General features: G+C 55.0%; 25 protein-coding genes and 2 tRNA genes. 20 read left to right on the plus strand and 7 right to left on the minus strand.

Translation table 11 applies throughout. The features are described from left to right. The first annotated feature begins 15 nt into the window (after window positions 1-15). Both mtnP and BD01_RS10695 read left to right on the plus strand, forming a co-directional pair. Complete coding sequence (gene mtnP / locus BD01_RS10690; protein ID WP_042692923.1) at window positions 16-819, plus strand: S-methyl-5'-thioadenosine phosphorylase; 804 nt, start codon at window positions 16-18, stop codon at window positions 817-819. Window positions 820-917: 98 nt separating this feature from the next. Continuing rightward, on the plus strand, window positions 918-2,264 hold the full coding sequence (locus BD01_RS10695; protein ID WP_245599240.1) for an NAD(P)/FAD-dependent oxidoreductase: 1,347 nt from the start codon (window positions 918-920) through the stop codon (window positions 2,262-2,264). A 12-nt stretch (window positions 2,265-2,276) separates the two neighbouring features. Here BD01_RS10695 and BD01_RS10700 read toward each other — a convergent pair whose 3' ends face one another. Together BD01_RS10700 and BD01_RS10705 are read right to left on the minus strand one after the other, a co-directional pair. After that, the gene (locus BD01_RS10700; protein WP_042692926.1) at window positions 2,277-3,758 is read right to left on the minus strand and encodes a TROVE domain-containing protein; all 1,482 of its coding nucleotides are present in this window, start codon (window positions 3,756-3,758) and stop codon (window positions 2,277-2,279) included. A 598-nt stretch (window positions 3,759-4,356) separates the two neighbouring features. Then, a tRNA-Arg gene (locus BD01_RS10705) sits at window positions 4,357-4,434 on the minus strand. 101 nt (window positions 4,435-4,535) lie between these two features. On the opposite strand from BD01_RS10705, the gene BD01_RS10710 reads away from it, so the two are divergent. After that, window positions 4,536-4,612: transfer RNA gene (locus tag BD01_RS10710), tRNA-Gly, on the plus strand. Window positions 4,613-4,690: 78 nt separating this feature from the next. Here the strand turns inward: BD01_RS10710 and BD01_RS10715 are convergent. Both BD01_RS10715 and udp read right to left on the minus strand, forming a co-directional pair. Continuing rightward, entirely contained in the window at window positions 4,691-5,761 is a 1,071-nt protein-coding gene (locus BD01_RS10715; RefSeq protein ID WP_042692928.1) for a hypothetical protein, read from the minus strand. A 1-nt stretch (window position 5,762) separates the two neighbouring features. Next, window positions 5,763-6,596 carry a uridine phosphorylase gene (gene udp, locus BD01_RS10720; RefSeq protein ID WP_042692932.1) on the minus strand — a complete coding sequence of 278 codons (834 nt, stop codon included), beginning with the start codon at window positions 6,594-6,596 and terminating at the stop codon, window positions 5,763-5,765. Window positions 6,597-6,659: 63 nt separating this feature from the next. Between udp and BD01_RS10725 the strand changes: the two genes are divergently transcribed. The 12 genes from BD01_RS10725 to BD01_RS10780 all read left to right on the plus strand — a co-directional run bounded on the left by BD01_RS10725 (window position 6,660) and on the right by BD01_RS10780 (window position 16,930). Continuing rightward, window positions 6,660-7,712, plus strand: coding sequence for a pyridoxal-phosphate dependent enzyme (locus BD01_RS10725; protein WP_042692935.1), 1,053 nt, complete (start codon window positions 6,660-6,662; stop codon window positions 7,710-7,712). A 34-nt stretch (window positions 7,713-7,746) separates the two neighbouring features. Continuing rightward, the gene (locus tag BD01_RS10730; protein ID WP_042692937.1) at window positions 7,747-8,622 is read left to right on the plus strand and encodes an MEMO1 family protein; all 876 of its coding nucleotides are present in this window, start codon (window positions 7,747-7,749) and stop codon (window positions 8,620-8,622) included. Window positions 8,623-8,653: 31 nt separating this feature from the next. Then, complete coding sequence (mntA, locus tag BD01_RS10735; RefSeq protein WP_042692940.1) at window positions 8,654-9,028, plus strand: type VII toxin-antitoxin system MntA family adenylyltransferase antitoxin; 375 nt, start codon at window positions 8,654-8,656, stop codon at window positions 9,026-9,028. Window positions 9,029-9,065: 37 nt separating this feature from the next. Next, window positions 9,066-10,070, plus strand: coding sequence for a mevalonate kinase (locus BD01_RS10740; protein ID WP_042692942.1), 1,005 nt, complete (start codon window positions 9,066-9,068; stop codon window positions 10,068-10,070). After that, entirely contained in the window at window positions 10,067-10,858 is a 792-nt protein-coding gene (locus BD01_RS10745) for an isopentenyl phosphate kinase (protein ID WP_042692945.1), read from the plus strand. Before BD01_RS10740 ends, BD01_RS10745 begins: the two co-directional genes overlap by 4 nt. Before the next feature lie 53 nt (window positions 10,859-10,911). Further along, the gene (locus BD01_RS10750) at window positions 10,912-11,397 is read left to right on the plus strand and encodes a hypothetical protein (RefSeq protein ID WP_211233895.1); all 486 of its coding nucleotides are present in this window, start codon (window positions 10,912-10,914) and stop codon (window positions 11,395-11,397) included. Window positions 11,398-11,910: 513 nt separating this feature from the next. Further along, entirely contained in the window at window positions 11,911-13,029 is a 1,119-nt protein-coding gene (gene fni / locus BD01_RS10755; RefSeq protein WP_042692949.1) for a type 2 isopentenyl-diphosphate Delta-isomerase, read from the plus strand. 5 nt (window positions 13,030-13,034) lie between these two features. Further along, on the plus strand, window positions 13,035-13,331 hold the full coding sequence (locus tag BD01_RS10760) for a hypothetical protein (protein ID WP_042692952.1): 297 nt from the start codon (window positions 13,035-13,037) through the stop codon (window positions 13,329-13,331). An 86-nt stretch (window positions 13,332-13,417) separates the two neighbouring features. Further along, window positions 13,418-14,761, plus strand: coding sequence for an RNase J family beta-CASP ribonuclease (locus tag BD01_RS10765; protein ID WP_042693360.1), 1,344 nt, complete (start codon window positions 13,418-13,420; stop codon window positions 14,759-14,761). Window positions 14,762-14,828: 67 nt separating this feature from the next. After that, complete coding sequence (locus tag BD01_RS10770; RefSeq protein ID WP_042692955.1) at window positions 14,829-15,860, plus strand: polyprenyl synthetase family protein; 1,032 nt, start codon at window positions 14,829-14,831, stop codon at window positions 15,858-15,860. Further along, the gene (locus BD01_RS10775; RefSeq protein WP_042692957.1) at window positions 15,860-16,474 is read left to right on the plus strand and encodes a DUF3267 domain-containing protein; all 615 of its coding nucleotides are present in this window, start codon (window positions 15,860-15,862) and stop codon (window positions 16,472-16,474) included. The genes BD01_RS10770 and BD01_RS10775 overlap by 1 nt, the downstream gene beginning before the upstream one ends. 45 nt (window positions 16,475-16,519) lie before the next feature. After that, window positions 16,520-16,930, plus strand: a complete 411-nt coding sequence (locus tag BD01_RS10780) for a hypothetical protein (RefSeq protein WP_042692960.1) — start codon at window positions 16,520-16,522, stop codon at window positions 16,928-16,930. A gap of 19 nt (window positions 16,931-16,949) precedes the next feature. Here BD01_RS10780 and BD01_RS10785 read toward each other — a convergent pair whose 3' ends face one another. Further along, window positions 16,950-17,612 carry a class I SAM-dependent methyltransferase gene (locus BD01_RS10785; RefSeq protein ID WP_245599242.1) on the minus strand — a complete coding sequence of 221 codons (663 nt, stop codon included), beginning with the start codon at window positions 17,610-17,612 and terminating at the stop codon, window positions 16,950-16,952. Between the two features lie 465 nt (window positions 17,613-18,077). After that, window positions 18,078-20,975, minus strand: a complete 2,898-nt coding sequence (gene leuS, locus BD01_RS10790) for a leucine--tRNA ligase (RefSeq protein WP_042692962.1) — start codon at window positions 20,973-20,975, stop codon at window positions 18,078-18,080. A gap of 193 nt (window positions 20,976-21,168) precedes the next feature. Between leuS and BD01_RS10795 the strand changes: the two genes are divergently transcribed. The 5 genes from BD01_RS10795 to BD01_RS10815 all read left to right on the plus strand — a co-directional run bounded on the left by BD01_RS10795 (window position 21,169) and on the right by BD01_RS10815 (window position 25,139). Further along, window positions 21,169-22,185, plus strand: coding sequence for a DUF7504 family protein (locus BD01_RS10795; RefSeq protein ID WP_051482214.1), 1,017 nt, complete (start codon window positions 21,169-21,171; stop codon window positions 22,183-22,185). Between the two features lie 120 nt (window positions 22,186-22,305). After that, complete coding sequence (locus tag BD01_RS10800) at window positions 22,306-23,262, plus strand: hypothetical protein (protein WP_042692965.1); 957 nt, start codon at window positions 22,306-22,308, stop codon at window positions 23,260-23,262. Window positions 23,263-23,266: 4 nt separating this feature from the next. Next, window positions 23,267-24,016 carry an ABC-2 family transporter permease gene (locus BD01_RS10805; protein WP_042692967.1) on the plus strand — a complete coding sequence of 250 codons (750 nt, stop codon included), beginning with the start codon at window positions 23,267-23,269 and terminating at the stop codon, window positions 24,014-24,016. Beyond that, window positions 24,013-24,462, plus strand: coding sequence for a hypothetical protein (locus tag BD01_RS10810; protein ID WP_042692969.1), 450 nt, complete (start codon window positions 24,013-24,015; stop codon window positions 24,460-24,462). The genes BD01_RS10805 and BD01_RS10810 overlap by 4 nt, the downstream gene beginning before the upstream one ends. Beyond that, entirely contained in the window at window positions 24,459-25,139 is a 681-nt protein-coding gene (locus BD01_RS10815) for an ABC transporter ATP-binding protein (protein WP_042692972.1), read from the plus strand. Before BD01_RS10810 ends, BD01_RS10815 begins: the two co-directional genes overlap by 4 nt. On the opposite strand, the gene BD01_RS10820 is transcribed toward BD01_RS10815, so the two are convergent. Beyond that, entirely contained in the window at window positions 25,125-26,192 is a 1,068-nt protein-coding gene (locus BD01_RS10820; RefSeq protein WP_042692974.1) for a M24 family metallopeptidase, read from the minus strand. The genes BD01_RS10815 and BD01_RS10820 overlap by 15 nt on opposite strands. Between the last annotated feature and the right edge of the window lie 24 nt (window positions 26,193-26,216).

Here is a 26,216-nt window from a genome sequence, read left to right on the forward strand (position 1 = left end):
TTTTCAGGTGATACCATGCCGAGGATAGCCATTATTGGAGGCTCCGGAGTCTACGACCCGAAACTGCTTGAGAACGTAAGGGAGGAAACCGTTGAGACCCCCTACGGAACGGTAAGGGTCAAGATAGGGACCTACAAGGGCGAGGAGATAGCGTTCCTGCCAAGGCACGGGGAGAAGCACAGCGTTCCGCCCCACAAGATAAACTACCACGCCAACATCTGGGCGCTCCACGAGCTCGGTGTTGAAAGGATTCTGGCAACTTCGGCCGTCGGTTCGCTCAACCTCGACATGAAGCCCGGCGACTTCGTAATCCTTGACCAGCTCATGGACTTCACGAAGACGAGGCACTACACCTTCTACGACGGTGAGGACAGCCCCCACGACAGGAAGTTCGTCGCCCACGTGGATTTCACTGACCCATACTGCCCCGAGCTCAGGAAGGCCCTCATCACCGCCTCCAAGGAGCTCGGCTTCACCTACCACCCGACGGGAACCTACGCCTGCATGGAGGGACCGCGCTTTGAGACGAGGGCCGAGATAAGGGCGCTCAAGATACTCGGCGCCGACGTCGTTGGCATGACCCAGTGTCCGGAAGCTGTTCTCGCGAGGGAGCTTGAGATGTGCTACGCGAGCGTTGCCATAGTCACCAACTACGCCGCGGGAATCAGCAAGGAGAAACTCACCCACACCGAGGTCGTCGAGCTCATGGCAAAGAAGGGCGAGGAGATAAAGCTCCTCCTCATGAAGGCAGTGGAGCACATTCCCAAGGAGCGTCGCTGTCCGTGCAAGGATGCCCTCAAGGGCGCAACGGGCGAGTGATGTTCTCTTCCCTCCATTTCTCCCCCGAAAAGTGCTTACGTTGAGAACCGAAGGTTAAAGAAAGTGTTTAATAGTAGGGAGGCCTAATTCTCCTGGTGATGCGAATGAAGTACGACGTCGTGATTATCGGAGCCTCCGCGGGAGGTATCACAACGGCCATCTCGGCCAAGAAGTTCTACCCTGACAGGAGCGTCCTCGTCATCAAGAGGGAAAAGGTGGGCATGATTCCCTGTGGAATTCCCTACATCTTCGGAACCCTGAAGAGCGTTGACGACGACATACTGCCGGTTGAGAAGTTCCTTGAGCCCCTTGGCGTCGATATCCTGACGGACGAGGTTACTGACATCGACCCGAAGAGGAAGGTCGTCAGGACCAAGTCCGGAAAGGAGATAGCCTGGGAGAAGCTGGTTCTGGCGACGGGCTCGAAGCCTGCAAAGCCGAACTTCCCAGGGGTTGACCTCGATGGGATATATACCGTTCCCAAGGACTACGAGTACCTCAAGAGGCTCCGCGAAAGGGTTGAGGAAGCCGAGAAAATCGTCATCGTCGGCGGTGGTTTCATAGCCCTTGAAGTTGGCGACGAGATACGGAAGCTCGGCAAGGACGTGACTCTGGTCGTCAGGAGCAGACTGCTACGGAGTTCCTTTGACCCGGAGTTCAGCGAGATGGTCGAAGGGAGGCTGAAGGAAGCCGGAATAAACATTGCCTACGGGCAGGTTGAGGGCTTCGCCGGGAACGGGAAGGTGGAGAAGGTTAGGCTCCTTGACGGAAGAGAAATCCCTGCCGATTTGGTAATCCTCTCCACAGGTTACCGACCCAACGTCGAGCTGGCCGTTAAGGCCGGCCTCAAGGTTACTCGCTACGGAGTCTGGACCGACGAGTACATGAGGACGTCTCATCCCGACATCTTCGCGGTCGGCGACTGCGTGGAGCACAGGGACTTCTTCACGGGCAAGCCCTACCAGCTCATGCTCGCCTCTACGGCCACCTTCGAGGCGAGGATTGCAGGGGCAAATCTCTTCAAGCTCCAGATTGTCAGGGAAAACAGGAGGACTATAGGTGCCTACTCAACCCACATAGCTGGCCTCACCCTCGCGGCGGCCGGTTTGACGGAGGAGCAGGCAAAGAGGGAGGGCTTTGAGGTCATCGTGGGCTACGGCAAGGGGCCGGACAGGCACCCGGCGAAGTTCCCGGACACCTCAATGGTAACTGTCAAGCTCATCTTCTCCCGCGACAGGGGTGCGATACTTGGGGCCCAGATAGCGGGAGGTAAAAGCGTCGGCGAGATGATAAACATCCTTGCACTGGCCATACAGAAGAGGCTCACGGCGAGCGAGCTCTACACCCTCCAGATAGCGACCCACCCGCTTCTGACGGCCTCGCCCGTCGGCTATCAGATACTCCAGGCGGCCGAAGATGCACTGGCAAAGCTGAGGACACAATGAAAAAGGCAGAAATCAAAGTGAAACCCTTTCGTTTATTATCTCAACTATTTTGTTTCCCTCTTCGAGGTACTTCACGAGGTCGAAGACCCTCTCGGTGAAGCCGCCGATGTAGATGTTCCTGACGTCGTGCTCCTCAAGGTAGACCTGGCCGTAGCCGGCCAAATCCCACGTGATGAGCCTCATCTCCGGATTGACGTCCTTCCGGTATTGCCTCACGGCGCGCTGGAACGCGTCGTCGCCGTAGTTCTCGGAATAGACGACCATATCCGTGAGCACGAAAATCCTGTCGAAGTACTCTCCCTTCCGCAGGACTTCTCCCATAGGTTTGTAGGCGTAGGTGGCGTAGCCGACCCTACTCCTCAAGACGTCCTCCGCAGTTTCAAAGATGCTCTCTCCCTTTGGTATCCAGCGGTATTCGTCTGCGAATGCTACTATCGCCGTGTCGTACTTTTTGGCCAGTATCGCGCCGTAGAAGGCGGCGACCATCTTCAGGGTTACCCTGCTCCTCCTGCTGAGGGGGAAATCCATCGAGCCGCTGACGTCGACGAGGACAAGGTTACTCCCATTCAGCTCCGGGAGAGTCGCGGTACTCTGCTCTATGGCCTCTCTGAGGGCTTTAAGGGCGATATCCCTAAGCTCGGCCTGTGTGGGGGAGTCAATTTTCATCCCCTTTAGGGCGAAGTATGCGCTCAGGTAGCGGTATGGGTATACCTTCGCCCTGCGCATCTCCTTCGGGTCTGCAAGTATCTCCATGGCCCTCCTGAACTTCTCCCTGTCGACCTCATGCTCTATGAGGTTGCGGAGGTTCCTGAGGAGCGCGAAGACCTGCTTGTACCTGATGAACTCTTCGAGCACCTCGTCCCAGGTTTCCTTGGTGGGGCCCCGGGTGGAGACCTTGGCCTCCCACGTGCGGGTGTTCTTGAGCCTGCCCTCGATGAGCGCCTTGAAGGTCTCCTCCTGCTCCTTGTTCTTCGGCTTCGGGTGGGTGAGCAGGAGGGCGTCCTTGAGCTTAACCTGACAGCGGTCGCAACGGTACTTGGCGAGCTGGTAGCTGTCGAAGCGGGTGAAGCTGTTCCTTATAGCCTTCTTGAGGCTGTTGGGTATCGGCTTTCCGAAAAGGGCGAACTGGATGGCGAGGGCCTCGGTGAGCATATCCGGTCTCGTGAAGACCCTCTCGCCGACCTTCCGGGGTATGCCTGTGCCCTTGTACCTCTCGTGGTTGGCGAGGATGACAGTTCCGAGCGTTGGAAGGGAGCGGAGCAGGAGCTCCTCACGGGCGTAAACGATGAGTTTTGCCACAAACTCCGGGTTTGCCCTTATCGCTTTCTCAAACGCGTCCAAGAGCCCTTGAAAACCCTCTTCAGCCCCGGTGTAGAACCTCGGCTCCCTCACGAGGTTGCTCGCGGCCCTGAGAAAGAGCTCGAGCTCCGGGCTCGGGCGGTAGGTTCTCCCACCCTCGAAGTTGAGAAGCTCGGCCCTCCTGTTGAACTTCACCCTATCACCCCGGCGGAGAAAATCGGCGGGGGAGGGGGGCGAACCCCCACCGGCCCATGGCCGGCGCCACTGCGAGGCGAAGTATCCCCCGCCTGCACTCCCGCCATGGTGGGTTAAACTTTGGGCTTTATAAACTTTACTGTGTCGAAAAGTAATAAGACGATAGCCGAACAGCGTTTAAGCTTTGAAATCCCTGGTGTTAAAGGTTGGGGGCGCCTGGTTTTTGTCATCCGTTAAGATGTTCGTAACGCTGGTGAGAATGGTGCTGAAGCTTTTGGAAAAAGTTTCACCAAGGAAACTTTGCCCGGCAAAGTTTCATCAAAGTTTGTGATTCTTTTCTCAAGGGTTTCTTTTGGAGTGTTTGCGCTTTTAATGGCTTTTGTAGGTTGTGAATTCTCCGGATTTTGAGAGCTCTCTCACGCGGGTTTACATTTTCCCGCGCTCCGAAGGAGCGCCTCTTAGAGAAACCCCCCAAAGGACTCTCTTAAAGAGAATTCTGCAGAGAAGATGACCGTTTGAAAATGCGAACTCCTTAGAATTGCCTTTTAGACAAGAATCACGAACCTTGGTCAAACTTCGCGCAGGCGAAGTTTGTAACTGGCGCCCCGGCGGGGATTTGAACCCCGGACCTCGAGGTCCGCAGCCTCGCGCCCTATCCAGACTAGGCCACCGGGGCACTGCCCGCTAACCCTTCTCGGAAACGCTTTATAAATTTAACCTTTCCCAAAGACCGAAAAATTTATAAATGCTCTCCGGATGAGTTAGTATCGGGCCTGTGCGGTGGTAGTCTAGCCTGGCTAGGACAGCGGCCTGCCACGCCGCTGGCCCGGGTTCAAATCCCGGCCACCGCACCACAAACTTCTTCTGGGGCTTCATCTCAAAACGAGTTCTCTCGGTCTGCTTTCTTCCGATAATAAAAAGAACATTAGGTTTTAGCTCTCACTGGAGTTTTCAACGCTTTTTCCAAGCTCAAAGAGCTTCCTGGAAATCCCCCTCAGCCGTTCGTCGCCTTTTTTCTTGGCCTCCTCAAGCATCTCAAAGGCGAGGAACTTCAGAATCCTGCCCCTCTTCCATTCGTCAGTTGCCCATATCAGCGCGTTTCGTAGAAACTCTGTGTCAACTCCCCTCTCCTTGGTAACCTCGTAAGCCACCATCAGCCTCGTTGCCGGGTTGTGGGTCTTTTCGAGGTACTTCAAAACGAGCTCCGGCCGGTCGAGGTTTTTCCTGGCCAATAGTGACCCCAGGACATCCGAAACTTCGAGCTCCCGAAATATTTCCTCCGCCCTGGCCGTGTCTCCCGTTTCAATGAGCTTCACGCCGATTTCCTCCAGGTAAAAGCTCCTGAAGGGCTCGGGAAGTCCCTTTGCGAGCTTCTCGGCTTCTTCAAGCTCACCGTCCTCGATGAGCTTTCTGATGTACTCGAACACGTAGTCCTCGGGCTCTGATTCCTCGCTTTCAAAAACCGGCTTTGGCGGTTCCCTCTTTGGTCCCTCCGCCGACCTGTCCACTATCCCACTCATGACCTCTCCCTTAATCCGGTGGAGCACCGAGCCGGGCATCAGCTTACCGTCCTTGTAGACGATTCCGTATGGGAGGGGTTTGAGGTCCTCAAGGTCCCTCTCATCAAGTTTCAGGTCGCTCAATCGAATCTCAATACCTTTAGTCGCTATAGCCCTCGCCAGAAAATTGCTAACCGCCCGAAAGGCTTTCTTCCTCAGGAACGAGTTCCCAATCTTTCTCGCGGTTTCCAGGGCCTCTTTGAACTTCTCGTTCTTGGAAAAAATGTAGGCTAAGGAGCGAAGCGCCTCGTCCCTGACCGAGGGTTCCTCTATGGACAGTGCCACCTCAAGGGCCCTCTCCGGTTCATCCGCGAGGGCTTCTGCGACCCATCTCAGGGCGTAGGAGCGCCAGTAGGGGTCTTCTATCTTCCTTGCCTCTGCCTCTGCCCCTTCAACGTCCCCTTCACTGAGGAGTTGCCTGACGAGTAACAGCCTCTCGTCCATCTCAACCCCTCAGCCTGGGGAACCATACCTTCTTTCCTTTCTTTTCCTTCTCCTCGTCCCACTCGGCGAGTATCTTTACAGCCTCGCTCGCTACCAACGCCGCTTCCTTCTCTCCAGCCTTTCCGAACTCGTTCGTAACGCGGTTCGCAAAGACGGCGCACACGCAACCGGCCCTAAGCCCGTAGATGTTAGCCAGCGTGAACAGCGTGGCCGCTTCCATCTCGAAGTTCGTGACCCTCGCCTGCCTGAGGTCATCGAGGATGTTCCTCGCGAAGCTTGGGAAGTAGCCGTTCAGACCCGGCCTGCCCTGGCCAAGGTAGAAGCTGTCCGTCGAGGCCGTAATGCCGATGTGGTATCTAACGCCGAGGGTTTCGGCTGCCTCGATAAGAGCCAAAGTCACCTCAAGGTCCGCAACGGCCGGATACTCGACGCGGACGTACTGCTTTGAGGTTCCTTCAAGCCTCACGGCGGCCTTGGCTATAATCAGGTCGCCTATCTCCATCCCCGGCTGGATTGCGCCGGTCGAACCGACCCTTATGAAGGTGTCGGCGCCTATCGCCGCGAGCTCCTCGATGGCGATAGCGGTCGAAGGCCCGCCTATTCCCGTCGAGGTGACGCTTATCGGAACGCCCTTGTATTTGCCGGTGTGCGTCCTGTACTCCCTGTGGAAGGCTATCTCCCTCGCTTCGTCCCAGAGGGAGCTTATCTTCGGCACCCTCTCCGGGTCGCCCGGCAGGAGAACGTAGCGCGCAACGTCACCGGGCTTGCAGGCTATGTGGTACTGGTAGCCTTCCTCGGTCTGTGGCCTTTCGGCCGAAATGAACTTCTCACCCATGGCAACCACCTTTTTAAGTTTCGATGTCCTTTATTCCACACCATCCCTAAAAAAGGTGATGCTATGCTGCGCTGTTCCCGTTGCGGGAGAACTTATCCAGAAACCTTTCGCCTTACCTGCGACTGCGGGGGAACGCTTCTCGTCGAGCGGAACTCAGATGCATTCACACCGGAGCCGTTCCTTGATGTTAGGCGCTACCGCAGGTATCTGCCCGTTAACGGGGAAGTCGCCCCGGTTCCAGCGGTTACGCCTGTAAGCGGGCTCGAAATCAACGGCGTTAGGACCTTCTTTAAGCTCGACTACCTCCAGCCGAGCGGTTCATTCAAGGACAGGGGCACCTGGGTTACGGTTTCAAAGTTGCTCGACGAGGGCATCACAGAGGTCGTCCTCGATAGCTCCGGCAACGCCGCGCTGAGCTTCGCGCTCTACGGTCTTGCAAACGGAATCCGCGTTCATGCCTTCGTCTCCTATGATACGAGTCCCGGCAAGCTCTCGCTCCTCCAGGCGCTCGGTGCCGTGGTCCACTACGTTGACGGCGACAGAATGGCCGTCCACGAGCGCGCGGTCGAGTTCTCCGAGCGGAGCGGAGTTACCTACGTCTCCCACTGGCTCAACCCCTACTTCCTGGAGGGCACCAAGACAATCGCTTTTGAGCTTTACGAGCAACTCGGAGTTCCCGACTGGATTCTTGCCCCGACCGGAAGCGGAACCCTCTTTCTCGGCCTCTGGAAGGGTTTCTCCGAGCTAAAAGCAATGGGGGAGATTGATAGACTTCCAAGGCTCGTCGCGGTTCAGGCTTCCGGCTACGAGAGCCTCTGCGGGCGCTCGGCAGTGAAAAACACCCTCGCTGAAGGTATAACCATTCCCGAACCGCCGAGACTCGACGAGATGAGAAAGGCTCTGAAAGAAACCGGGGGGCTCTGCGTGAGCGTTGACGAGCTTGAAACGATGGGCGCGCTCAGCTGGCTTAAGAGACGTGGCTTCCTGGTCGAGCCAACGTCCGCCGTTGTCCTCTCCGCGCTGTGGAAGCTCATTGAAACGGGTCTGGTTGAAAAAGGCGAGCTCGTTGTTTTGCCTCTGACGGGGTCTGGACTTAAACTAACCCAAGGTATTTAAACTCTCGCGCCAACTAACTTCGGAGGTGATGGTGATGATAAGGTACCCTGCAGTCGCGGGAAGTTTCTATCCATCTGACGAGACGCTCATCGAGATGCTGGAGGAGTTCTTTAGCGACCTCGGCGAGGAGGGGAGAGAGAGGAGGATAACGGCAGGAGTTGCGCCCCACGCGGGCTACGTCTTTTCAGGCTACACAGCATCGAGAACTTACAAGGCCATCTTCGAGGACGGCCTGCCAGATACCTTCGTAATCCTCGGGCCGAACCACACAGGTCTCGGCTCGCCGATAGCGGTCTATCCCGAGGGAGAGTGGCTCACCCCGCTCGGGAGCATCGAGGTCGATGCCGAGATGGCCAAGGCGATAGCAAAGCTCTCGGGCATAGCGGATTTGGATGAATTGGCTCATAGGTACGAGCACTCGATAGAGGTTCAGGTGCCCTTCATTCAGTATCTGGCAGAGCTCGCCGGAAAGAAAGTGAGAATCGTCCCCATAACCCTCGGCATTCAGGACGAAGATGTCTCAAGGGCCCTCGGAAAGGCGATATTCGAGGCGAGCGAGGAACTCGGCAGGGACGTTGTGGTCATAGCGAGCACCGACTTCATGCACTACGGACCTATGTACGGCTACGTGCCCTTCAGAGCCAGGGCCGACGAGCTTCCGCACAGAATAAAGGAGTGGGACTTCAGGCTGATACGGAGAATCCTCGACTTTGACGTTGACGGTCTCTTCAGGGAGCTCCGCGAGATGAGGCACACGATGTGCGGGCCAGGGGCCGTTGGGACTGCCATAGTTTACTCTCGCTCTGCCGGGGCGCTTGAGGCGGAGCTTTTACACTACACGACGAGCTACGAGGTCAGCAGGAGCACAGAGGCGATAGTCGGCTACGCGAGCATCGTGATGAGGAGGTGAAGTTTTAAGAGTTGCTAGCTTATTTTCTACCATGAACCTCGACGATGCCGTGAGAAAAATCCTCCAGCTCGGCGGCGACCGGGTGAAGTTCATCATCCTCTTCGGCTCCCGCGCGAGAGGCGAGGCGAGGAAGGACAGCGACGTCGATTTGTGCGTCTACTACGAGGGCACTCCCAGGGAGGCCTTTGAGTTCAGGATGCGGGTTCTTGGAGTTCTCCCGGAGGAATACGACGTCCAGATTTTCCAGCTCCTCCCAGTCTATCTTAGGAAGGAGTGCCTCAGGGGGAAGGTTCTCTTCTGCAGGGACGAGACGTTCCTCTACGACCTCGCCTATGAGACGATAAAGGAGTGGGAGGACTTCAAGCGCTACTACTACGACTACCTCGGCCTGGAGGCGATAGAATGAGGGTTGAGCTGAGAGAGAAACTCCTGGAGGGTCAAAAATGAGGGTTTTAGCTTCTGCTCCGGCTAAAATTATCCTCTTCGGCGAGCACAGCGTCGTCTACGGCAAGCCAGCGATAGCGGCCGCGATAAACCTGAGAACCTACGTGTGGGCAGAGTTCAACGAGAGCGGGGCGATAAAGATAGAGGCCAAGGACATACGCGTTCCGGGGCTGACCGTTTCCTTCTCAGAGGACGAGATTTACTTTGAAAGCGACTACGGCAAAGCAGCAGAGGTCCTCAGCTACGTCCGCCAGGCGATAGAGCTCGTGAGGGAGGAAGCGGACAAAAACGGGAAAGGAATCACCGTTTCGATAACGTCTCAGATTCCCGTTGGAGCGGGTCTCGGCTCATCGGCCGCGGTAGCGGTTGCCACAATCGGCGCGGTTTCAAGGCTCCTCGGCCTCGAGCTGACCAACGAGGAAATCGGAAAGCTCGGCCACAGGGTTGAACTCCTCGTTCAGGGAGCATCGAGCGGCATTGACCCGACGGTCTCGGCGATAGGTGGCTTCATCCACTACGAGAAGGGCAAGTTCGAGCATCTGCCCTTTATGGAGCTCCCAATAGTTGTGGGCTACACGGGCTCGAGCGGTTCGACGAAAGAACTGGTGGCAATGGTGAGGAGAACGAGGGAGGAGATGCCCGAGATAATCGAACCAATACTCCTCTCGATGGGCAAGATTGTGGAGAGAGCGAGGGAAATCCTCCTCTCTGACCTTGACGAGAAAGTTCGCTTCGAGAGGCTTGGACGGCTTATGAACATCAACCACGGTCTCCTCGACGCCCTCGGCGTTTCGACCAAAAAGCTCAGCGAGCTGGTCTATGCGGCCAGAACTGCCGGGGCTTTGGGGGCCAAGATAACCGGTGCCGGTGGCGGCGGCTGTATGTACGCCCTTGCACCTGAGAAGCAGAGCGAGGTAGCCACTGCCATCACGATAGCTGGTGGAACTCCGATGATAACCGAGATAAGCAGGGAAGGCCTCAGGATAGAGGAGGTGATTCCGTGATAATCGTCAAACTCGGTGGAAGCGTCTTCAGCGACAAATCCGGCGAGCCCGAGAACTTCAGGGAAAACGTCGTCCGCTCAATAGCGGGGGAGATTAAGGATTTTTACCCTGAGGAGGACTTCATAGTAGTCCACGGAGGCGGTAGCTTTGGGCATCCCTACGCCAAGGAATACAGAATCAGGGAGGGTCTCCTTGGGCTTTCGGAGGATGCATTGTTCTGGCGCAAGAAGGGGTTCTCCCTCACGCATCACGCCATGCTGAGGGCGAACATGAAAATAGTTGAAGCTTTTATTGATGTCGGCATCCCAGCAGTCTCGGTTTCAAGCTCCTCCGTGTTCCTCATGGACTCCGACAGGGTTGTATACGGCGACGTTGAGCCCGTGAGGAAGCTGATTGAAACAGGGTTCGTCCCCGTCCTTTTCGGCGACGTGGCGGTTGACCTCGCTCGGGGCGTTGATATACTCTCCGGCGACCAGATAGTTACATACCTGACGAAGCTCTTCAGGCCAAGGAAGGTAATCTTCCTGATGAGCGTTGACGGAATCTACGACGGAAAACCGGGCGAGGGGACCCTGCTCTTTGAACTTTCCCCGGATGAAATAGACAACCTCATAAAGCGTCTCGCTGGGTCTGCAGGAACCGACGTAACAGGAGGAATAATAAACAAGCTGAGGGAAGCGAAGGAGATAGCGCGTTTCGCGGAGGTGTGGTTCGTTAACGGCCTCGTCCCCGGCAGGCTGAGCGGGGCCATCAGGGGAGACGGTTTCGGTACAAGGATTGTGCCTTAGCTGAGGCGAAATCTTTTTATTTTCCTTTAGTATTAATAACTTTGATGACCATGTTGCGTAAGATATTGGCCTTTGTGGTGCTCTTCATCATCGCCCTCTGGGGGCTTCAGAAGGTATCTTCCAGTGGTTACCTGAGCGCTTTTGATGCATCTCCTGGAGACCTGAACCTAAGTGTTAGGTCGGGGAACAACACCGTCACCGTTGAATGGGAGCTCCGGGGTGGGGGCATCGTTAGAGCTCTCGCCGGAGGAAGAGACGCGGTTATTCTGGTTTATCCCGGCTGGGTGGAGAACAACGATTCGTGGCTTGTGCTGGGCGATGTTAGAAACCTGTCCGTGACATTGGGCGGTGGAAACCCGAGGAACCTCACCGTCATCTACTATCCGTTCCAGGTCTCGGCTTCCAACGGGAGCGCTCAGGCCAAATTGAGGGTCTTTGCGGTTCCCATCGGCTTTCCATCAACGGTTCAGTCCGGAAAAATCGAACTTAAACTGGTAACCTACTACGGAACCTGCAACAACGTTACATTTTTCTTTTGAAAGCCTCTCCCTTTGGGGCGGGGATGCAGTAAACCGCCCAACGAGCTTTAAATCATCGAAACCCTTAAATATCCTCCCGTTTAATAAGGCCTCGAAAAGGCCACCGTAAAACAACCCCTCTCGAAGGGGTTTCAAGTTATCCTCGCCCTTGGAGTGTTGACGCCGTGAGGGCGTCTTTCAATGACTGCCCGTTGTGGCAGTTAAAAACTCTAAGTGGTGGCCTCCAAGCCATAACCCCAATCCGCTTTGCGGTGAGGGGTAACGGGCCGAAGACCCGGCCCGCGGGCTGAACTGAAACCGGCGACGGGAGTATGTGATGGGCCCGCAAACCGAACCGCCCGTTAGCGAGGGGTTAACTCGTTGGAACCCTCGCCCTTCAGGGAGGGGAGGAGGTCAGCTTGGCAACTGGATTGAGGACCCGAAGGGCTGGCTGGTCGTGAAAACCGTGAACGTCACCGTCTGCCCACCCAAAACCTCTTAACTTTTTCCGCCTTCTCTTCCCCGGTGGTCGTGATGGAGGCTTTTGATAAGGAAGAGCTCACTATCATCCGGAAGTTTGAGCACATAGAGCACTGCCTCAAAAGGAACGTTCAGGCCCACGTGAGCAATGGTTTTGAGGACGTGCACTTCGTCCACATGAGCCTGCCTGAGATTGACAAGGACGAGATTGACCTGAGCGTCGAGTTCCTCGGGAGGCGCTTTGACTACCCGATTTTCATAGCGGGAATGACCGGGGGAACCAAGGGCTCCCAGCTCGCCGGGAGGATAAACAAAACCCTCGCGAAGGCCGCGCAGGAGCTCAACATACCGATGGGCGTCGGCAGTCAGAGGGCGATGATAAGGAAGCCTGAAACCTGGGAGAGCTACTACGTCCGCGATGTCGCTCCAGACGTCTTCCTTGTCGGCAACCTCGGGGCACCTCAGTTCTCCGAAACCATTCCGGAGCGCTACGGCATAGAGGAGGCCCTGAAGGCGGTCGAGACGATTGGGGCGGACGCTCTGGCAATACACATGAACCCCCTGCAGGAGAGCGTCCAGCCCGAGGGGGACACGCAGTACAGGGGTGTTCTCAAAGCTCTGGCGGAGCTCAAGGCGGAGTTTCCATACCCGATAATAGCAAAGGAAACAGGAGCGGGGGTTTCCAAGGAGGTCGCGGTCAGGCTTGAGAGCATTGGGATTGACGCGATAGATGTCGGCGGCCTCGGCGGGACGAGCTGGAGCGGCGTCGAGTACTACCGCGCGAAGGACGAGCTTGGCAGGAACCTTGCCCTCAGGTTCTGGGATTGGGGAATTAAGACCGCGGTAAGCGTCGCAGAGGTTCGCTACTCCACAGACCTGCCGATTATAGCCACCGGCGGAATGCGCGACGGGATAACGATGGCCAAGGCTTTGGCGATGGGTGCGACCTTTGCTGGAGTGGCTTTGCCCCTTCTCAAGCCTGCGATGAAGGGCGACGTCGAGGGCGTCATCAAAATCCTGAGGCGCTACATCGAGGAGATAAGGAACGCGATGTTCCTCGTCGGTGCCAGAAACGTCGAAGAGCTGAGAAGGGTCCCGCTCGTTATCACGGGCTTCACGAGGGAGTGGCTGGAGCAGAGGATTGACCTTCCAGGCTATCTGCGCGCCCGGTGAGAAAGGTGAAGGGTCTCCTTTCCCGCACATTTTCCTTCATTGAGGGCGTTCTCATAGTGCTAACGCCCCTGACGGCGGTTGCCGGCATAATCCTTTCCTTTTTAGCCTCGCTGTTCACGGTCTGGAAACCAGGAGAGGACGGGCCGGCTTTTCTGCTCGGGGCCGTATCGGGCTCGACCGTTGCCATCTCGCTCTGGGGGAGGGGCTGGTTCTCACTCTGGGGTTCCCTGGGGCTGATTCCTCTGGCTTTCGTCCTGACGGTTTTTGCCGGGTCGTTGCTCTCGCTGAAGTCGCCAAGATGATGCACACCTTTTTAAACCCTCGTTCAGAGTAATGCCCAACGCAGCCCCGCGCCTCAGGAGGGGCCCGGGGCGGGAGGATGATTGAGATGATAAAGGTCTACACAATCAGCGGTTACGAGGAAGTCGGCAAGAACATGACGGCCGTTGGCTACTCCGACGGCAGAAGGGAAGAGGTAGTGATAATAGACATGGGCATCATGCTCGACAGGGTGATGATTCACGAGGACACGAGCATCCAGAAGTTCTCCGACAAGGAGCTCCAGAAGCTCGGCGCGATTCCCGACGACAGGATTCTCTGGAAGAGTCGGAACAAGAAGGTCGTCGCAATAGCCCTCACCCACGGCCACCTCGACCACATCGGCGCGATAGCCAAGCTCGCCCCGCACTACCCCGACACGCCCGTCTACGGGACGCCCTACACGATTAAGCTCGCCAAGGGCGAAGTCAAGAGCGAGGAGTACTTTGAGGTCAAGAACCCGATGTACGAGACCGAGTTCGGTGAAATAGTCCAGGTGAGCGAGAACATCGCGATAGAGTTCATCCGCATCACCCACTCGATTCCGCAGGCGGCCATGGTGGCCATCCACACCCCAGACGGGATAGTCCTTCACACCGGCGACTTCAAGTTCGACAACAACAACCCGCTCGGCGAGAGGCCCGACTACAAGCGCCTCAAGGAGCTCGGGAAGGAGGGCGTCAAGGTTCTCATTGCCGAATCCACGCGCGTCGCGGAGCCGACGAAGACGCCGAGCGAGGCAGTGGCTCAAATGCTCCTCGAGGACTTCTTCCTCTACGAGGGCATGGATGAGAAGGGATTGATAGCGACAACCTTCGCGAGCCACATCTTCCGCCTCCAGGAGCTAATTTGGATAGCCAACAAGATGGGCAGACAGGCCGTTTTGGTTGGCCGCTCCCTCGCGAAGTACACGGGCATAGCGAAACAGCTTGGGTTGATAAAGATGAAGGGAGCAAGAGCCGTCAGAAGTCCCAACGCCGTCAGGAAGGTCCTCAAAGAGGTATCGCAGGCGAGGGAGAACTACCTCCTCATCGTTACAGGCCATCAGGGCGAGCCCGGAGCGGTATTGACCAGAATGGCGGACGGCGAGCTCTACGACATCGGCAAGGACGACACCGTCGTCTTTTCAGCCGGAACGATACCGAACCCGCTCAACTACGCCCAGCGCTACAAGCTCGAAACGAAGCTCAGGATGAGGGGCGTCAGAATGATTAAAGACCTCCACGTTTCCGGCCACGCAAGCAGGGAGGACCACCGCTACCTGATAAGGCTCCTCAACCCCGAGAACATCGTCCCGGCCCACGGCGAGTTCAGAATGCTCACCCACTACGCAGAGCTGGCCGAGGAAGAGGGCTACATGATTGGAAAGGACGTCTTTGTGTCGAGGAACGGCTACATTGTCGAGATTCCGTGAGGGCAAAGCTGATAAAGACTTTCCACTTTTTCCCTTTGATTGCTTTCATCGCTCACGGGGTGGTAGCATGGGAAAGTATGATGAACTCTTCGGCAGGGTTAAAACCATGGCGAAGGCCGTTGACGAGAAAATCTTTGAGCTCATCCCTGAGAGGGAGCCCAAAAACCTCTACGACGCGGCAAGGCATTACCCGCTCGCCGGTGGCAAGAGGGTTCGCCCCTTCGTCGTTCTCCGGGCAACGGAGGCCGTTGGCGGCGACCCAGAGAAGGCGCTCTATCCAGCGGCCGCGGTTGAGTTCATTCACAACTACTCCCTCGTCCACGACGACATAATGGACATGGACGAGTTAAGGCGCGGGAGGCCGACAGTCCACAAGGTCTGGGGCGTCAACATGGCGATTTTGGCAGGCGATTTGCTCTTCAGCAAGGCCTTTGAGGCGATAGCCAGGGCTGAGGTAAGCCCAGAGAAGAAGGCGAGAATCCTTGAGGTTCTCGTGAAGACCTCAAACGAGCTCTGCGAGGGTCAGGCGCTCGACATAGAGTTCGAGACGAGGGAAGAAGTGACCGTTGACGAGTACCTCAAGATGATTAGCGGTAAGACCGGGGCGCTCTTCGACGGCTCGGCAACGATAGGCGCAATCGTCGGCACTGAGGACGAGGAGTACATAAAGGCCCTCTCAAAATGGGGAAGGAACGTGGGAATTGCCTTCCAGATATGGGACGACGTGCTCGATTTAATAGCCGACGAGGAGAAGCTTGGAAAGCCCGTCGGAAGCGACATAAGGAAGGGCAAAAAGACGCTCATAGTCAGCCACTTCTTCCAGCACGCGAGTGAAGAGGACAAGGCGGAGTTCATGAAGGTCTTCGGCAAGTACGCCGGCGACGCCAAGGGTGACGCCCTCATTCACGACGAGAAGGTGAAGGAGGAAGTTGCCAAGGCCATCGAGCTCCTCAAGAAGTACGGCAGCATCGACTACGCCGCTCAGTACGCCAAGAACCTTGTGAAGGAAGCCAACGAGGCGCTCAAGGTTCTCCCCGAGAGCGAGGCAAGGAAAGACCTTGAACTCCTCGCCGAGTTCCTGGTGGAGAGGGAGTTTTGATGGGAGAGTTCCGGCTCTCCGATTATTCCTCTGACTTCCTTACCCTCTCCCTTCTGCTCCTCATAGGTTCTGCCTTTACGGTTCCATGGGTTGAAGTTTCGGTAAGCTCGCTCCGGGATTTTGTCTACTACCTCATCCTTCCCTGGGTCGTCGTAATACCTTTCCACGAGGGCCTTCACGCGCTCGTTGCCAGACTTTTCGGTGCGAGGGTGAGGTTCGGCGTCACAACCTTTGGAAAGCTCGTCGTCGCGCCCTACACTGCAGTTGAAACACCCCTAACCGCGAGACGCTTTATCGCCGTTACCCTTGCGCCGCTTTCCTTATCTCTCATCGCGCTCGCCCTTGCATGGCTACTCCGCTCAGACTTCTGGGCGCTCGTTTACGTCTTCAACACCGCGGGAATGGCGGGGGACTTCATCGTTATCCTCGCGCTCCTCGGACTTTCCCCAGACACGGAAGTAGTTGACCGCGGCGAGGCGCTCGTTTCCAGCTCGGGCACGCTGGAGCCCTATCCCCTGTGGGTTTCAAAGGCCCTTAGGGTTGTCCTCCTCGCGGTTCTGCTCGCAATCATCGCCCGCGCCCGAGTCGAGGTCGTTGTGGAGAACAGTCCGTAGATACTTTTAAATAGGTGAACATTCATACTTTGCTTGGTGGGGAATATGCGCGACGTCCAGAAAGTTGCTGGATTGTCCCTTTTGATAGTGCTCTTGTCGTTTTTGGTAGGCTTCCTTCTCGGCATTGATGCTGGAGGGCTCCTTCCGCTTGCACTCTACTTAACAGGACTCCTGCTGGGCTCACTTTTTGTTGCATTCGTTGCCTTCAGGCTCGGCGTTGGGCCGAGAGAACTCACAAAAACGGCCTTGATAGCTGTTCCGGTCGTTCTCGCTGCTGTGTTGGCACTGATAAGGTTCGCGGCTTCCTTCGTTGAAGCGCCGGCGTCGGGCCCCACCGAGGGCGACGGTTTCATGATAGTGTTGCTCTTCCTCCTGCTCCCGGCCGTTCTGCTGGGCCTCCTGGGGAGTCTTTTTGAGCTTTCCTTGTGGAGGCGGAACGGCAACCTCTCGGCCTGATGTTTCTGGTTTTCTCTTTTCAGCGCTTTGCAATCAGCCACCCGACCGGAGGATGCTCCGCCCCGGCCTTCCAATTTTCATAGGCTCTCCCCCACCTTCTCAAAAGCTCGGCGCGCTTTTCATCGTCTTCTACTCTCTCCACGTACTCGCGGGGAATATAGGCGAGGTAGTGTGGCAACTCGGGCTCGAACGTCCCGCTCTTGATTACCCTCCCTCCTGCTCGCTCAACGAGTTCGATGAGCTTTTCAAGCGTCGGGTAGTGAAGGTCGTCCTTCTCGCCGAACAACGCCTCAAAGATTTCCTCGCGCAGGTTGTAGAGTTCGAGGTGCGCCCTCTGCCTCTCGTTGTTCGCCACTGGAAGGCTCTCCGCGATGAATACCCGCTCCGAGACACGGAGCATTTCAGAGATGACCTTAACCATCGTTTCTTCGTTTTTCAGGCTCCTGACTCCGTGGACAAGAACCGCCAAGTCAAAGGCTCTGAACGGGAACGGTAGCTCCCGCGCGTCGAGCTTGAGCGGTATTATCTTGTGCTTTACCCCTGCTGATGTGGCAACTTCCTCGAAGAAGCGCCAGCGGGAGCGGTCAACGGCAACAACACGGCCTGTCTCACCGACGAGATAAGCGAGGGGAACGGTGGTTAGTGCGTGCGCACCACAGCCGACGAAACTTTGCCTGCGCAAAGTTTCATCAAAATTGGCATTCCTATTCTGAAGAGGCGCTAATGTTGTGGGGTTCAAGTTTCAAAGGCCATAGAGCATGGTTTTTACTGCGAATACAACGCCCGAAGGGCGTTAAAAAGAGTTAAAACCTAATGAAATTTCGCTTTCTTCTTTAAACCCCCTCTTCTTGCCCGGTTTGTCAAGACATGCAAACTTTGTGGTGGCAGTTAGTGAGTTGAATACTTTTGGTCAAACTTTTCTCCAGAAAAGTTTGCTCGGTGTGCAACCAGTCGGGTGGCAAAGGTGGCTCGTTTCGGGGCGGGATTTTTAAAAGAACTTCTCCCTTAAACGTTTCCTCGCTAACCGGCATGGACAACACCGAAAAGGGCTAAAGACGTTCTCTTTAAGGCGTTTTCGGAGAAAAGGTTTTATAAGTTGGGGGTGAATTAATACACGGCGAAAAATTTGTAGAAAAAGACAAAACCCTCACTCCACAAACACAGCCGGCTTCAACGGCATCGCGGCTTTCTTCTTTCCTCCCTTGTCCTCCTCGGGGTTGATTATCAGCTCGACGCCGAGTTCCTTCTCTATGAAGTCTTTGGCTTCCCTCAGCGCCTTTTCCTCGTCTATTCTTTTGACCTCGAAGGCCCTCTCCTTGATGAGCCTCTGTATCAGCTTGCTTATCTCCTTGCCGTGCTTCCTCATCTCCGGGTCCTTCATGAGCTCTGCCATCGCCGACTTGAAGTCCCTCTTCTCGGCGACGACCTCAACGACCCTCCACTTCCACTCCGGGGCGGTGTAGACGTAAACCCTGCTCGGGTTCTCTATCTTCGCAACGCGGATTATCTCCTTGACGTCCTCGATGAAGGCCTTGACGAACTCCTCTTCCGCCTCTACCGTCTCGTCCCACCACTCGGGAACGGGCTCTGGCCAGGGAGCGAGGCTGACGAAGCCCTCTCCGCCCAGCTTCTCCCAGAGCTCCTCGCTGATGTGTGGCGTAAACGGCGCCATGAGCCTGACCCAGACGTCGGCGAGCTTTCTCAATACAAAGCGCTTGGCCTTGTCGTCCCTTCCCTCGGTCCTCCTCAAATACCAGCGCAGGTCGTTGAGGATCGTGTAGAACGCCCACTGGACGGCGGTTCTCGTCCTGAACTCCTCAAGGGCCTTGGTGGTTCCCTCGATGGCCTTGTTGAGCCTGTGGAGCATCCAGCGGTCGATGTTCTTGAGCTCGGCTTCCTCGGCCTCGTAGCTTGAGAACTCGCTTATCAGCTCGTAGAAGCGCTCGACCTGCCTGCGGAGCTTTCCAACCTCCTTCCTGCGCCAGTCGAAGTCGCTGTCGTGCTCGGCGAGACCCATTATGTAGAGCCTCACAACATCTGCCCCGTTCTCCTCGATTGCGTCAATGAAGTTCAGCACGTTGCCCTTGCTCTTGCTCATCTTCTGGCCCTCGAGCGTTCCGAAGCCGTTTACGGCGATTCCCTTCGGCCAGTGCTCGCGCCTGAATATAGCCGTGTGGTTGAATATGAAGAACGTCAGGTGGTTCGGTATCAGGTCTTTGGCAGAGCAGCGCCAGTCGAGCGGGTACCAGTACTCGAACTCCTCTTTCATCTCGTGGATTGTCTCTGCCGGGATTCCGGTCTTTTCTTCAAGCTCCTTCTCGCGCTCCTCGCTGAAGTCCTCGCGGAAGATGTAGTCAAAGAACTCCCTCGTGAGCTTCTCGGGGTCGAGCCTGCCCTCCTCGCGGAGCTTGTTTATGTGCCTGCTTATCGTGTAGTAGGCCATGTAGATTGTCGAGTCGCTCAGGCTCTCGATGACCCACTCCGGGTCCCAGGGCAGGGGCGTTCCGAGGCCGACCTTTCTGGCACAGGCCTTCTTGTCGAGCCAGTCTATAACCGCCTCGAACTGCGCGCGCCTGCTCTCCGGGTAAATCGTCATGTTTGCCAAAGCTTCTCTCGCTTTCTCCTTCCACTCGGGGTTTCCGTAGTCTATGAACCACTGGTCGTGGATTATCTTGATGACCGCCTGGTTGCCAAAGCGCGAGATGACAGGCTTCTCCGCGAACTCGTACATTATCTCGGCAATGCCCTTCTCCATGAGCTCCTTGGCTATGAGGTCTTTTACCTCCTGGACCGGCTTGCCCGCGTAGGGCTCAATCTTGAAGCGCCCCTTGTGGTACTCGGCCTTGTATATGTTCTTGGTTGCTTCCTCGAGCTTTTCTTTGTCCTTCTGGCTCTTCACGCCGAGCCTCTCAACTTCCTCAACGGCCGGGAACTCACCGTAGCCTTCGAGCTCTATCAGCGAGATGTAGGTGATGTCCTCCAAGACGCGCGGGTCGATGTCAAACTTGAGGAGCAGTTCAGTTTCCTTCTTCAGGTCTTCAAGGGCTATGTGGTCGAAGGGGGCGTGAGCGGGAACGCTCATGACTACTCCAGTCGCGTTGTCGGGGTCAACGAACTCCGCCGGCAGAATGATGACCTCGTCGCCCGTTACCGGGTTCTTCACATACTTGCCGATGAGCTTCTCGCCCTTGAACTCCTCGATGACCTCTATCTCTCTGTCCTGGAAGGAGAGCTTGTAGGCCGCTTCCTTGCTGATTATCCAGGTCTCTTCCCTATCACCGCGCCTGACTTTGGCTTTGACGTAGGTGGCGTTGGGGTTCAGCCACATGTTGGTTACTCCATAGACGGTCTCCGGTCTGAGCGTCGCGGCCGGAAGGTAGATTTTCTCCCCGTTCTCCTCCAGGATGAACTTGATTATCACGTATTCGAGAATCTGGACGTCTTCACCCTCCATTATGTCGTGGTCGCCGAGGGGAGTTCCAACCACTGGGTCCCATCTAACCCTGTGGGCGCCCTTAACGACCAGCCCCATGTCCTTGAGCGTCCAGAACTGCCACTCTATGAACTTGCTGAAGGGCGGGAAGAGACTGGTGGTGTGGAACTCGCGCGTCCAGTCCACGCTGAAGCCGGCCCTTATGAATGTCTCCTTAGCGGCCTTCATGAAGTACTTGACGATTTCCTTCGGGTCCTCGAACTTCCAGAGAATGTCCTCGGGCACCTTGTAGACGTCGCGGTAGATGTGTATGGTCTTCGGGTCGCGGTTCTTTATCCTCTCGGCGATTCCGACTATCGGCGCGCCGGTGATGTGCCACGCCATCGGGAAGAGCACGTTGTAGCCCTGCATCCTCTTGAAGCGCGCTATGACGTCGGGAATCGTGTAGGTCCTCGCGTGGCCGACGTGGAGGTGGCCGGAAAGGTAGGGAAAGGCGACGGTTATGTAGAACTTCTTCTCCTTGGGCTTCGCGTTTCTGTCGGGCTCAAAAACCCTCTCCTCAAGCCAGCGCTTCTGCCACTTCTCTTCAATGGCCTTGAAGTCAACTTTCATGTCCAAGACCTCCTCAAGGTTTTTCCAAAAGAGCGGGAGTCCAGAATAGGGGGGTTATCGATGAAATCAGGCACCGATGTGATTCCAGCGGAGAAGACACTCCCCCCTCATCGGCATCGGTGCGAGTAACGGCTTTGGGTATTTAAGGTTTTTGGGCCCTAAAACTCTTAAGGGGTAACGTTGAGTTTCAATCATGCCTCAGGTCGTGGAAATCGAGTCAGTAATGCTGGCAGTAAGCCTTGTAACGTTTGGTTACCTCTTCGCAAGAGCATTACGCGAGAGGTCACCTGCGCTTCTCTCCGCTTCCTTTGGATGGGCTTTCCTGAGTTTCCATGTGTTCTTGAGAGTATCTGGATACCCCTCCCTTGCTGAGGCGTTTTTGTACTTCTTTGCCCTTGGGGTTTCTCTCTATGTGGTTATTCTTGTCAGGGAGATGTACCCTTCGAAAACAGCCCTCTTTGCTTTGTATCTCTTGACTCCAGTATCCCACGTGGTTTACCGGCTGATGGAGGTTATGGGATACCCTATCCCAAAGGGTGTTGGTGGTATCGCCAGCGATTCTGGTGTCATGTTGCTGGTTACCGCGTACATCGCGTACAGAACGTTTAAACGGCCCCTACTGTCCCTCTCAGTCGTTCCCGTTGCGGTTGTGTTTCTCGCTTACAAGGCGTTGCGCGGAACTCTAATTGGTTTCGGGCTCATGACCCTTGGGGCGCTTGTGTTCTCGATAGCAACGATTCGTGTTACGAGTTCCGGCCTCTTCAAGGGTGGGAGTGTTCCTGATGTCGAGGTGACCGGTCTCGTACTCGTTGAGAGCAGAAAACTGAAATCCATTCTCGATAAGTATAGTGAGTCCCCAATTCTGCTCATAACCCGGAGTGAGGGCAGTTTTCCCGGGGGATGGTCAGTTTTCAGAGTATCAACGGTGCCCTTTGAGAACTCAATATCACCAACGGCCCTTGAACGGCTTAGACATATCATAGTTCAGTATCTGGTTGAGGCCAAGAAAAGCGGGTCCCGGGGACTCGTGGTGATTGACTGCCTCGACTTTCTGCTCCTATACAACGATAGACTCGCTGTTCTAAAGTTCCTTGGGGATGTAAGAGACCACGCGATAGTTAATGATGGCGTTGTCTTTGTGGCACTCGGTGAATCCATAGACGAGCACACGAGACGGCTCATTGAAAAGCTGAGCGATGGGAGGGTCTAACAGTTTCATTAAGCGAGGTTCTAAAATTCGGTTATTCAATAGAAATGCTTAAATAATTCAAAGCACATTTAATTCTTGGTTACCTTGTATTGTCTTCGGACTCTTGGGAGGTGTTCTCAAGTGAAAGAAAAGTTCTTCCTCGTTTTTCTGATTTTGGCTGTCTTTTTTTCTAATGTTGTAGTTGGTGCGAACTATGTCTTTCCGTGGGTTAAACCGGGTGTCTATTTTACGTATTCCGCGATTACGAACACAACCGTTAACTGGACTGCCCCCCATGCTCCTTCAGTTCTTGTCATAATATACAATGTGAGCGGTGAGCCCGTTGGAATTTATTACAGGGGTAACGTCACTATGGCTTTTCTGATTCTCGATGTTTCTAGTGACATGGCCACGATTAAGCTGACGGTTTCAGGAGACGGGGTGGTGGTTAGAACTCTCGGAAACGTTACCCCCATTTGGAACGAGAAAGATATTGTCAATGTTGACACCTTTGGAAACCAATCCCTGATTTACTTGAAACGCCTTGAACTGGAAAGCATGTACCTAATAAACCTAACCACTGGATACGTATATGACCTAAGAGGAAACAGATACGGCAGAACACTGCTCTGGTATAACCCATACCTTAAACTTGGGGATTACCTGTTCACGAGTCCTGGAGGGTTAAACGTTACAGTATCAAAAATTGAGACCTTAAATGAGACGTTTCTTACCTTCTACCGCCCGTTTAGACCCCCAACGATTATTATCATGACGAGTCCCTTCAACGTTAAGATGGGCAATGCCCTCCAAGTTGGAGGAAAAGTAATGGCGTTTTACGACCCATCAACAGGGTTTCTGCTATCTTTCTTGGGTGTTGGGTGGGCGGATTTCCAGGCCTGCGGTTTTCTGACATTTATGGGCTCTACTAAGGCATTTCCAGAGGGGGATGGCCTAAAGCTTGGAGGCCTGCTTCTCAGCGACACCAACGCTGAAGCCGTTGGGAATAAGGTTCCCTACGAAACCTCTACCTCGCCTCTCCTCTATGTATATTTGCTCTCCGTTGCCGGTGCGATTATGGTTTCAACTAGGAGGTGAACTGATGAGGGCTCTGATTTCATGGGAGCTCAACAGGCCGCTGGTTGTGATGACGTTCTTTGCCGGACTTGTGATGGGTTTCATCTCGGTTCACTCGGATTATTTGAGCCCTTACTCTACTGTGCACGTTATCTCCGCAACTGCATCAGTTGAGTTATCTTCCTTCTCTCTCAGCGGTAACGCGTTCTGGCACGTGCTTAAATCTCTTCCGAGGGCGGGCTTTTCGGTTTACTCATTCCTGGTAATCCTTCTCGGAACGTTGATTTTCAGGCACGACAGGGACACCGGTTACGCGCTAACCCTCTACACTCTCCCCTACAAGAAGTCCAAAATATTCCTCGCAAAGCTGGTCTCTCTCCTGTTTCTCATAGTTATGATGCTTTACTTCCCGTTGTTCCTTTCGGTCTTTCTATCAAGCGCGACCGTTGCTGGACATATTCCCTTTATTCTCGACGAAGCCTTTTTCAAAACCCTTCTTTTGATAACCCTTGCACTAGTTTATGTTGCCACACTGACGGCTTTTCTTTCTATGGTCCTTAGGGGCATGTTTCCAACGCTTATCGGGAGCTATCTCATCGTTCATATATCAACCTCTATCGGTGGGGGTAAATTGCCTCCTTTCAGCCTTTTCATTAGGGCTACGGAGATTAACCCCTCTCTATTGGATTCATCGGTTGTCCTTCACGGTATCTTCCTTCCGCTCCTACTTATAATTCTGGGTGTAATCGCTTCCGAGAGGAGGGATGTTCTGTGAGGCTCGCCCTGGTTATATCGCTCTTTCTAATGCTTCTTCCGGGCCTAGCTTACCTCAACTATCGGGAATTTTCGGAAGATGAACACTTTATTGGTCCCCATTCGCTAACGCCTTCCACCTCAGCGAGCCTGAACTACATTGACTTCTACTTCCCCTCAAAGGCTCTAGCAGAAATAACATGTACCTCAGGCTCAGGAGAAATTTACATCGCTGATTCCCTTAAAAAAGAACCCTTGGCCAACTTTTCCTTCATTGGTACCCTCTCGGCTGAGTTCGTGGTTCCTCACGAGGGCAACTATGTGGTGTTCTATAAAGGAAGCGGGGAGACTCAGTGCATTATTCGATTCAAAAGACCCTATCCTGCAAGAAAAGTTCAGGATGCATATCTTATAGCCGGAATCTTTGGTTCGTTTCTCTTTGCTATTCTCTGGAGGGGTAGGAGATGATTAGGACAGAGGGTCTTGTCAAGCGTTTCGGTAGCATCGTTGCCCTTGATGGCATTAACGTTGAGATAGACGAGGGGGTGACATTGATTTTAGGCCCCAACGGTGGTGGGAAAAGTACATTCCTCAAGATTGTTGCCGGTGTTTATAAGCCCACTTCCGGAACCGTCAGGGTTTTTGGTAGAGACCCTTGGAGCAACGAGGAGCTAAAGAGGGAAATCGGGGTCTCCTTCGACCCTCCCTCAGTGCCCTCCCTCATCACTGGAAGGGAGTGGCTCGAGTTTGTAGCCAGAGCAAAGGGTTACAAAAAAGACGAAGTTGAACATGTTGCCAATCTTTTTGAGATAGATTACTTGGATGAGACCATTCGAAACTACTCATCCGGAATGCGCAAAAGGTTGGCTATAGCACAGGCGTTCATTGGAAAGCCCAAGCTGGTAATCCTCGACGAACCTTTGGCTAATCTCGACTTCGACCAGATTAGAAAAGTTGTGAAAATCCTAAAGGAGCTCAGAGAGCGCACAAACTTTGTAATAGTAAGCCACATCTGGGAACCGGTCTACGGCTTGGCAGATGAAGTTCTTGTTATTGGGGGCGGGAAGGTTGTTATGAAGGGAAAAGCGGAGGAGCTTAGAGAAGATGTGAAAAAACTTTTCTCGTTCCGTTCAGAGAACGATTAGCTCTCTCTCAGCCTTCGTCAGCCTCCTCCCCCTTCCCTCCACGACAACGTCGTCCTCTATTCTCACCCCGCCGAGCCCCGGGACGTAGATTCCGGGCTCTATCGTAAAGGTCATTCCGTTCTCGAGGGCGACCTCTCCCTCGGGCCCGATGTAGGGCTCCTCGTGGACATCTAAGCCCAACCCGTGACCGGTTCTGTGGGTGAAGTACCTCCCGTAGCCGGCCTCCTCTATGGTTCTCCTCGCGGTTCCGTCGATGTCCTTCGCCTTCACGCCCTCCCTGACAGCCTGGAATGCCCTCTCCTGCGCCTCCCAAACGATTTCATAAATCTTCACGAGCCTCTCGTCGGGCTCGCCGAGGGCTATCGTTCTCGTTATGTCGGAGCAGTAGCCCTTCCACTTCGCCCCGTAGTCGAGTATCACCATGTCGCCCTTCCTCAGCTTCCTCTCGCCCGGCTCGTGGTGGGGATTGGCGCCGTTCTCGCCGGAAGCGACTATCGGCTCGAAGGAAATCCCATCCGAGCGCTCCCTTATCGCGAGCTCTATCTTTAAAGCCAGTTCTCTCTCGGTCATCCCAACCAAATCCCAGCCCAGGATTTCTTCAAAGACCTCATCAACGACCTTCGCCGCTTTCTCCATGAGCCTTATCTCCTCTGGGTCCTTCCTCATCCTGAGCTCCCTAATCACAACGCTCAGAGGATAGGGCCTCATCCGGACGGTTCTGTTAATCTCTATGAGCCAGTCGGCGCGCATCGTGTTCTCGATGAGGATTTTGCCGTCGCTTATGCCGAGCCCGTGCATAATCGTCGCGAGCTTCGCGTAGGGGTTCTCGCCGTCGCGCCAGAAGGTAACGGGCACGTCACCTATGACGTTCTCGTAGAGGCTCGGAACGAGGAGGTGAAACTCCCCGTCGGCGTTTAAAGCCAGAATCGTTGGCCTTTCACCGGCCTCGTGGATTCTGATTCCGGTCAGGTAGTAGAAGTTCGAGCCCGGACTGACGAGCGCTCCATCAAATCCCCTCTCCTTCATCAGCTTTGCGAGCTTTCCGATTCTCATACCACCACCGGGGTTTATTTTTCC

The organism is Thermococcus nautili, assembly GCF_000585495.1.
Taxonomy (GTDB): Archaea; Methanobacteriota_B; Thermococci; order Thermococcales; family Thermococcaceae; genus Thermococcus; species Thermococcus nautili.